Genomic DNA, 8,189 nt, shown 5'->3' with positions numbered 1-8,189 from the left:
GCCGGGGTCAGTACAGCGACCGTGGACCGTGTCCTGAACGGCCGCCTGAGTGTGCGGGCCGAGACCGCGCGCAAGGTTCAGGACGCCGCGCGGATGATCGGGTTTCACGCGGCCGACCTGATCGCGCGTCGTGTTGGCGCGGATTTGTCGAACCTCACGTTAGGCGTGATCCTGGGTCATCCGCGCCACGCCTTTGCGCAGGCGGTGAAACACGCGATGGAAGGGGCGGCCCGTCGCGTCGACGGTGTGGTCGGAAAGGCCGTCGTCACCTTCGCCGACGAGTCGGACCCCCCGACCTATGCGGGTTTGCTCGACGATATGGCGGGCCGGGTCGATGCGGTCGCGGCCATCGCGGTCGACCATCCGGATGTGACCGCCGCAGTCGAGCGGCTTGCGCGGTTGGGCGTTCCCTGCTTCGCGATGTGCAACGACTTCGCACAGGGCATCCGCCACAGCTATATCGGCCTTGATAATCTCAGGGTCGGACGGATGGCGGCGCATATGCTTGCAACCGCGGGCCGTCGGTCGGGGCCGCTGTCGCTTTTTGTCGGGGGGCACCGCTGGAACGGGCACGACCTGCGGGAGACCGGGTTTCGCAGCTATATCCGGCAACATGCGCCCGAGGTCGCAATCATGGATACGATGATCAATCACGAGACGCGACAGGGGACGTATGACGCGACATGTGACCTTCTGGACCGGGTGCCGGATCTGCGCGGTCTCTACTGCGCTGGTGGCGGAATGGAAGGCGCGATCGCCGCGCTGCGGGAGCGACGTGCCCCCCGCGAGGTCGCGTTGGTGGTGAACGAGTTGACCGAGGACAGTCGTCGTGCGCTGGCTGATCGGTATGTCGAGATGGTGATTTCGACACCGCTGGACAGTGTGTGCGACAAGGTGTTCGCCTTGGCGCGCGGGGACGGTAGAGCAGGGGTCGGCGGCGGGGCCGGGCAGTACTTCCTGCGGCCTGATCTGTATCTTCCGGAGTCGATCTGACTGATTGCACTTCTGATAGAAAATGATCAATCGCATCATGAATGATGGGATCATTGGTGAACCATTGACCGAACATTAGGATGTCCCGCACACTCCGTGCACGCGGTGGAGGACCGCGAGGGAGTTCCGATGGTGCAGTTCGCGCTCAACCACATGAGTGTTGCGCGGGTGGGGTACGAAGCCCTGCTCGACATTGCTGCGCGCACGGGCTGCGTCGGGGTGGAAGTCCGGACCGATCTGACGGCTCCGCTGTTCGATGGCTTGCCCGCCGGTGAGGCCGGGGGCATGGCGCGCGATGCGGGTCTGCGTCTTTTGGCCGTGGCTGAAGTCAGCCGGTTCGATGACTGGACCCCGGCGCGGGAGGCGGAAGCACGGGCGTTGATCGAGATCGCGCATCAGGCGGGGGCGGAATCAGTCGCGTTGATTCCGGCCTGTGGCGGCACCCGCGTCCCTGAAGGTGGGTTGGACTCTGCCATCCGGGCGCTGGCCCCGATGTTGGCGGACCATGGATTGATCGGTCTGATCGAACCGCTGGGGTTTGGAGTGGCATCGCTTCGCTGCAAATCGGATGCGCTGGCAGCCATCGACGCGGCCGGGGCAGGGGAGTGGTTCCGGGTCATCCACGATACGTTCCACCATTACCTGGCGGGTGAAGCAGCGTATTTCGCGGACCGCACGGGTCTGGTGCATATTTCAGGCGTGACCGACCGGGGGGCTGTCGACACGTTGACCGATGCGCATCGTGGCCTCGTCGACGGTGGGGATCGCCTTGGAAACGTGGAGCAAATCGTGGCCCTTACGGCGGCGGGGTACGTCGGACCGTTTTCGGTCGAAGCCTTCGCACCCGAAACCCACGCCCTGACCAACCCGGTCGCAGCATTGATTGAGACATTCGAATTCATCCGGTCGCGTGCAACGGCGGAGGCCGCCTGAGACCGACGGACGATGCCCCGCCGCGCGGGGTCCGGCAAAAGAAAACGGGCGCGCCGGACGCCTGATAGGGAGAGAGAAACATGAAAAAGACACTGCTTGCGGCCGGCCTTGTCGGCCTGATGTCCACCACCGCCATGGCCCAGTCCATCGGTGTGTCGATGGCCCGCTTTGACGACAACTTCCTGACCACCCTGCGGACCGGTATGGAGGAGCACGCCGCGACGCTGGACGGTATTGAAATCCAGGTCGAGGATGCGCAGGACGACGTTGCCGCCCAATTGGACCAGATCAACAACTTCATCGCATCGGGCGTGGATGCGATCGTTGTGAACGCGGTCGATACCAACGCGGTCGACGCGATGTCGAAGGCCGCCGAGGATGCAGGCGTGCCATTGGTCTATGTGAACCGGGAGCCGGCCAACGTCGACAGCCTGCCGGACAACCAGGCGTTCGTCGCCTCCAACGAGATCGAGTCCGGCACGCTGGCCGCCTTCGAGGCCTGCAAGATGCTGCGCGCCATGGGCTATGCCGGCGGGGCCACGGGTTACATGCTGATGGGTCAGCTGTCGAACCAGGCCGCCGTCCAGCGCTCCAAGGATGTTGAGGATGTCATCGGCATGGACATGTGCAACTTCATCTCGCTGATCGACAAGCAGACCGCCAACTGGTCGCGTGACGAAGCATCGGACCTGATGACCAACTTCATCTCGGCGGGGGACGAGTTCCAGGTGGTCTTCGCCAACAACGACGAGATGGCGCTTGGCGCGATTCAGGCGCTGAAAGCCGCGGATTTCGACATGGCCGACGTTGTGGTCGTGGGTGTCGATGCGACGCAGGACGCTTTGCAGGCGCTGCAGGCGGGTGATCTGGACGCGACCGTGTTCCAGGATGCCGCCGGTCAGGGGGCCGGTGCGATCGACGCCGCAATCGCGCTCGCCAATGGCGAGGATGTGGACCAGAAAGTCTACATCCCGTTCCAGTTGGTGACCGAGGCGAACGTCGCCGACTTCACGTCCAAAAACTGATCCGACAGCGGGCCGGGGCATCCGCCCCGGCCCGACCACCCAACATGGAGGAGCGACCAAGATGGCCGATACGTCCCATGGCACCGGGGGCCTGACTTTTGATCCGAAGAAGCGATCCTGGCCCAACGAGGCCAACGTTTTCATCGCGTTGATCCTGATCGTGCTGATCTTCGAAGGCCTGGGAATGGTCTTCCGCGATCAGTCATTCCTGTTCGACTTCAACACCGCGCGCGACGATTCCGTTCTGAACATCGCGCGGATCAAGATCATCATCCTGCAGGTCTCGATCATCGGGATCATCGCCCTCGGCGCAACGCAGGTGATCGTCTCTGGTGGTATCGACCTGTCGGCCGGATCGGTGGTCGGCCTGACCGCGATGGTCACGATGTCTTTCGCGCAGACTGGAATGGTCAACGGCAATCCCAATCCCAAAAGCCTGTTTGGCCCGGCGTGGATGGACCTTCCGGTTCTCGTTCCGGTGTTCTTCGGCCTCTTGGTGGGGACCTGCGCGGGCATAATCAACGGCTTGCTGATCGCTTATACCCGCATTCCGCCCTTCATTGCGACGCTGGGCATGATGGTCGCGGCACGCGGTGGGGCGCAGTGGTGGTCGCGTGGTCAGCCCGTGTCCTTTCCAACGGACAGCTTCGCGGCCATCGGTGACGGCATGGCCCCGGTCTTCTGGTTTGTCGGGCTTGCGATCCTGTTCCACCTGATCCTGAAATACACGGTCTACGGCAAGCATACCTATGCCATCGGATCGAACGAGGATGCAGCGCGGATGTCGGGTATCAAGGTCGCCCGGCACAAGACGCTGGTCTATGCCATCGCAGGCGCACTTGCGGGGTTCTCGGCCATCGTTCTGGCCTCCAAGAATTTGACCGCGCAGACGGGCATGGGCCTGATGTACGAATTGGATGCGATCGCCATGGCGGTGATCGGGGGTGTGTCGCTTTCGGGCGGACGCGGGTCGATCATCGGCACCATGATCGGGGCGCTGATCTTCGGGGTCATCATCTCGGGGTTCACGTTCCTGCGGCTCGACGCTTACTACCAGGAAATGGTGAAGGGCGTGATTATCGTCGGGGCTGTCGTGCTCGACCAATGGCGCCAGCAACGCGCCGCGCTGAGGGGATAGGCACATGTCGGATATCGTTCTGGAGACCCACGGTCTTACCAAGCACTACGGCGGGGTTCATGCCCTGACCGAGGCCAACTTCGAGCTGTATGCGGGGGAACATGTCGCCATCATGGGCGACAACGGTGCCGGCAAATCCACCTTCGTGCGGCAACTGACCGGGGTGGAGGTGCCGACGCGTGGCAAGTTGATCTTTGACGGGAAGGAGCGGCATTTCGAAAACCCGATGGATGCACGGGATGCCGGCATCGAGACGGTGTTCCAGACGCTGGCGCTGGCCGACGATTTGAACGTGCCCGACAATCTGTTCCTGGGACGCGAAATACTGAAGTTCAAGCTGGGGCCGTTCTCCATCCTTGACTACAAGGCCATGCGCGAGGCGACGATGGCGGGCCTGGAAAAGACCGCCGTGAAGATCCCGAACATCAACAATACCATCCGGCACATGTCGGGCGGTCAACGGCAATGCGTCGCGATTGCGCGCACCGCTACGTTCCACTCCAAGCTCACCATCATGGACGAACCGACGGCCGCGCTTGGCGTGCAGGAAACCGCGCAGGTTGAGAACATCGTGCGCACCCTCAAGGAAGCGGGCGAGCCGCTGATCCTGATCTCGCACAACATGCGGCAGGTCATGGATCTCTGCGACCGGATCGTCGTGTTCCGCCGTGGTCGGATCGTGGCGAACCTGCGTAAGGAAGAGACTGACGGACAGGACGTCGTGGCCTATATCACCGGGGCCAAGACGCAGCCCGAATACGATTTCGAATCCTCCTGAGAGGCGCACCATGACAGTACGATTTGCCGTTCTCGGCGCGGGCCGGATCGGTCAGGTTCACGCGAAGGCCATCGCATCCGTTCCGGGGGCGACGCTGATCGCGGTGACCGACGCGGTGGAGGCGGCGGCGCAGGCGGTTGCCGAGAAACACGGCTGCGACCTGCGCACGATGGAGACGATTGCCGGGGCGGCGGACGTGGACGCCGTTGTCATCTGCACGCCCACCGATACGCACGCCGACCTGATCGAACGGTTCACCGGCGCGGGCAAGGCGGTGTTCTGCGAAAAGCCAATCGACCTGGATCTTGCGCGGGTGAAAACCTGTCTGGAGGTCGTGCGCGGCAACGGCGGTAAGTTGATGGTCGGGTTTCAACGCCGGTTCGACCCGGATTTTCTCGCGCTGAAGGCGGCGATCGACGCTGGGGCCATCGGCGAGGTGGAAATGGTGACGTTGACGTCGCGCGACCCCGGCGCTCCGCCCATCGCCTATATCGAGCGGTCGGGTGGCATCTTCCGCGACATGACGATCCATGATTTCGACGTGGCCCGATGGCTGCTGGACGAGGAGCCAACGCATGTCTTTGCCGCCGCCAGCAACCTGGTCGATCCTGCAATCGGTGCGGCTGGCGATTGGGACACGGCGAATATCATCCTGACCACCGCGTCCGGCAAGCAGGCGACAATCAACAACACGCGCCGGGCAACCTACGGCTATGACCAGCGGATCGAAGTGCATGGCTCCGGCGGATCGGCCAGCGCGGACAACCACCGTATCAACCGGGTCGAAATCGCGACGGCCGACGGCTACACCCGCGCGCCTTTGCAGGACTTCTTCATGTCCCGCTATGCCGTGGCCTATGCCGCCGAAATCGCCGCTTTCGTTGCCGCTCTGGCCGACGGGACCGAGATGCCCACGACGGGCAAGGACGGGTTGCGCGCGCTGGCGCTGGCGGATGCGGCGGTGCGCTCGGTGGCCGAAGGGCGGGCCGTGGCCGTGTCCGAGGTGTTGTGATGGCAAGGGGTCGCGGGTTTCTTGATGTCCAGACGCCGTTCTTCTACCCGATGTGGCGGCGTGTCGTGGCGGTCGTCGTCCTGACCATTTGGACCCTGTTCGAGGTGTCGAACGGGCAGGTGTTCTGGTCGATCCTGTTCGGGGCGTCGGGGGCGTACCTGGCGTGGCAGTTCTTCTTCGTCTGGAATCCCGACGGCGAAGGCGACTAAAGCCGGGCCTTTGCCATCATCATGTGCACGCCCTTTTCGCGGTTCACGGTCTGGGTGACGCGCAGATCACCCGCCAGCGAGCAGAGCATATAGGCCTCCTCCCGCGTGATTCCGGCCTTGTCAGACACCAAAGCGATCATATTGCGAGTCGCGACCCGCGCGCATTCGTCCAGATCCGGGTCTGTTGCCAGCGTGATCCAGTGCGTCGGCGTTTCTGCCAGAAGAACCGGGGCCATATCGTCGCGCAGGGTCAGGCGAAAGCGACCCTCCAGCGCGGTTTCGATGGCGGTGACGTTGACCTCCCCGTCGCCCTGCGCGCCGTGGCCGTCGCCAACACTGAACAGGGCACCTTCGGCATGGATCGGAATGTAGAGCGTCGTGCCGGCCACCAATTCCTTGCAATCAAGGTTGCCGCCGTGGGCGCGCGGCTCGATGGTCGAAATGCGGCCCCATACCGGGGGCGGTGCGACGCCCATCACGCCGAAGAATGGGGCCAGCGGCAGGTCGAGGCCCCACGGCATTCGCGCGGTCATTGCGTCCAGGTCCAGTGGAATGTTGACGTGCGTTGTTTCATGGAAATCCATCGGCAGCGTGCCGGCCAGCGGGCGGATGAAGTTGTATCCCCAGTCTTGCCGCAGGGTGACGTCGAGGATGTCGATCTGGAGAACCTGCCCCGGTCTTGCGCCCCGGACGGCAACGGGTCCGGTCAGGATGTGACCGGGCACGCTCGGTACGCCCGCCGCGTGGATGGCCAGCAGCTCGGGCGGCACGTGGAAGGTTCCCTCTTCATGACCGGGCGGCAAGGCGTTCGGCCCGCCGGACACGGTTCGGATCGTGATTTCCTCACCGCTCCCCACCTCGGTCACCGGGGGCAGGGCGGCATCGAAGAACCCCCAATGGACCGTTTTGGGGCTGGCATCGACGATCATGCCGGAAGTCTCTGTTCCGCCAGTTCGACCCACCACGAGCATCCAACCGGAATGATCTCGTCGTTGAAATCGTATTCTGGGTGATGCAGCCCGGCGCTCGGCCCGTTGCCGACCTGGATATAGGCACCGGGGCAGGCTTGGAGCATGTAGGCGAAATCCTCCCCCCCGGTGGTGCGCGGTGCCTCGGTGTTCACGTTGCCGGCCACCGCGCGGGCGGCGGCGGCGGCATGGTCCGTCTCGCTATCGTGGTTGACCATGACCGGGTAGGGAGCGTCTTCGAAGCTCAACTCGGCGGTGGCACCATATGCGGCGGCGGTGGCGTCGATGATGCGGTGGATGTCGGCGATGCATTTTTCGCGGGTGGGGCCGTCGAAGCTGCGGATTGTACCGCGCAGGGTGGCCGCCTCCGGGATCACGTTGAAGGCGTCGCTGTCGGTTCTGAATGCGGTGACTGACACGACCAGCGGCTGCTGCGGGTCCGTGTTGCGGCTGACGACGGATTGCAGGGCCATGACGATAGCGCTGGCCGTCAGGGTGGTGTCGACGGTGTTGTTCGGTCGCGCGGCATGGCCGCCCCGTCCGCGCACCTCGATGCGGAAGCTGTCGACGGCTGCATAAAAAGCACCTGCCCGGATTGCGAATTCGCCGGCTGGAAGCAGCGGCGAGTTGTGCATGCCATAGATCTCCTCGATGCCGAAGCGGGAGATCAGACCGTCCTGCACCATGGCCTCGGCCCCGGCCCCGCCCTCCTCTGCTGGCTGAAAGACGACGGCGACGGTGCCCGAGAAATTGCGCGTCTCGGCCAGGTATTGCGCCGCCCCTAAAAGCATCGCGGTGTGTCCATCATGGCCGCAGGCGTGCATCTTGCCTGGCACCTTGCTGGCGTGGGCGGCCCCCGTCGCTTCCAAGATCGGGAGGGCATCCATATCGGCGCGCAGACCAATGGTTTTACCTGGTTTAGTGCCCTTTATCAGACCCACGACGCCGGTGCGCCCGACACCTTCGACCACGTCGTCGCAGCCGAAGGCCCGCAGCTTCTCGGCCACGATGCCGGCGGTGCGGTGCACGTCGTATCGCAGCTCCGGGTTTTCGTGCAGATCGCGCCGCCAAGCGGTGATTTCGGGCAAGAGCTCAGCAAAGCGGTTGCGGACGGGCATGTCAAATCTCCGGTC

Annotated in this window: 9 protein-coding genes; 7 read left to right on the top strand and 2 right to left on the bottom strand. The window is 63.8% G+C overall.

All coding sequences use genetic code 11. From position 1 onward, the window contains the following. From BLV27_RS15150 to BLV27_RS15120, 7 genes are all read left to right on the top strand, one after another. The coding region (locus BLV27_RS15150) for a LacI family DNA-binding transcriptional regulator (protein WP_092647351.1) at positions 1 to 993 on the top strand (993 nt) is incomplete at its 5' end. 96 nt (positions 994 to 1,089) lie between these two features. Then, positions 1,090 to 1,926, top strand: coding sequence for a TIM barrel protein (locus tag BLV27_RS15145; protein WP_244504695.1), 837 nt, complete (start codon positions 1,090 to 1,092; stop codon positions 1,924 to 1,926). 80 nt (positions 1,927 to 2,006) lie between these two features. After that, entirely contained in the window at positions 2,007 to 2,951 is a 945-nt protein-coding gene (locus BLV27_RS15140; RefSeq protein WP_092647345.1) for a substrate-binding domain-containing protein, read from the top strand. Between the two features lie 61 nt (positions 2,952 to 3,012). After that, entirely contained in the window at positions 3,013 to 4,089 is a 1,077-nt protein-coding gene (locus BLV27_RS15135) for an ABC transporter permease (RefSeq protein ID WP_092647344.1), read from the top strand. A gap of 4 nt (positions 4,090 to 4,093) precedes the next feature. Further along, positions 4,094 to 4,867: an ATP-binding cassette domain-containing protein gene (locus tag BLV27_RS15130; protein ID WP_092647343.1), complete on the top strand. Its 774-nt coding sequence runs from the start codon at positions 4,094 to 4,096 to the stop codon at positions 4,865 to 4,867. Positions 4,868 to 4,877: 10 nt separating this feature from the next. After that, positions 4,878 to 5,879 (top strand): inositol 2-dehydrogenase, encoded by a 1,002-nt coding sequence (iolG, locus tag BLV27_RS15125; protein ID WP_092647342.1) that lies wholly within the window; start codon positions 4,878 to 4,880, stop codon positions 5,877 to 5,879. Next, positions 5,879 to 6,088 (top strand): hypothetical protein, encoded by a 210-nt coding sequence (locus BLV27_RS15120; RefSeq protein ID WP_092647341.1) that lies wholly within the window; start codon positions 5,879 to 5,881, stop codon positions 6,086 to 6,088. Before iolG ends, BLV27_RS15120 begins: the two co-directional genes overlap by 1 nt. On the opposite strand, the gene BLV27_RS15115 is transcribed toward BLV27_RS15120, so the two are convergent. Then, entirely contained in the window at positions 6,085 to 7,017 is a 933-nt protein-coding gene (locus BLV27_RS15115; RefSeq protein ID WP_092647340.1) for an acetamidase/formamidase family protein, read from the bottom strand. The genes BLV27_RS15120 and BLV27_RS15115 overlap by 4 nt on opposite strands. Next, a complete protein-coding gene (locus BLV27_RS15110) occupies positions 7,014 to 8,174 on the bottom strand; it encodes a M20 aminoacylase family protein (protein WP_092647339.1) in 1,161 nt (386 codons plus the stop codon). Before BLV27_RS15110 ends, BLV27_RS15115 begins: the two co-directional genes overlap by 4 nt. Positions 8,175 to 8,189 lie beyond the last annotated feature (15 nt).

Origin of the sequence: Jannaschia faecimaris, assembly GCF_900107415.1 — a bacterium.
Taxonomy (GTDB): domain Bacteria; phylum Pseudomonadota; class Alphaproteobacteria; order Rhodobacterales; family Rhodobacteraceae; genus Jannaschia; species Jannaschia faecimaris.
The sequence above is the reverse complement of the archived record's forward strand: the minus strand, read 5'-3'. Positions and strand labels throughout refer to the sequence as shown.

Excerpts from the sequence above, each read along its gene's own strand:
- BLV27_RS15140 (WP_092647345.1), top strand. The coding sequence starts at position 2,007 with ATGAAAAAGACACTGCTTGCGGCCGGCCTTGTCGGCCTGATGTCCACC.
- iolG (WP_092647342.1), top strand. The coding sequence starts at position 4,878 with ATGACAGTACGATTTGCCGTTCTCGGCGCGGGCCGGATCGGTCAGGTT.
- BLV27_RS15135 (WP_092647344.1), top strand. The coding sequence starts at position 3,013 with ATGGCCGATACGTCCCATGGCACCGGGGGCCTGACTTTTGATCCGAAG.
- BLV27_RS15110 (WP_092647339.1), bottom strand. The coding sequence starts at position 8,174 with ATGCCCGTCCGCAACCGCTTTGCTGAGCTCTTGCCCGAAATCACCGCT.
- BLV27_RS15120 (WP_092647341.1), top strand. The coding sequence starts at position 5,879 with ATGGCAAGGGGTCGCGGGTTTCTTGATGTCCAGACGCCGTTCTTCTAC.
- BLV27_RS15130 (WP_092647343.1), top strand. The coding sequence starts at position 4,094 with ATGTCGGATATCGTTCTGGAGACCCACGGTCTTACCAAGCACTACGGC.
- BLV27_RS15115 (WP_092647340.1), bottom strand. The coding sequence starts at position 7,017 with ATGATCGTCGATGCCAGCCCCAAAACGGTCCATTGGGGGTTCTTCGAT.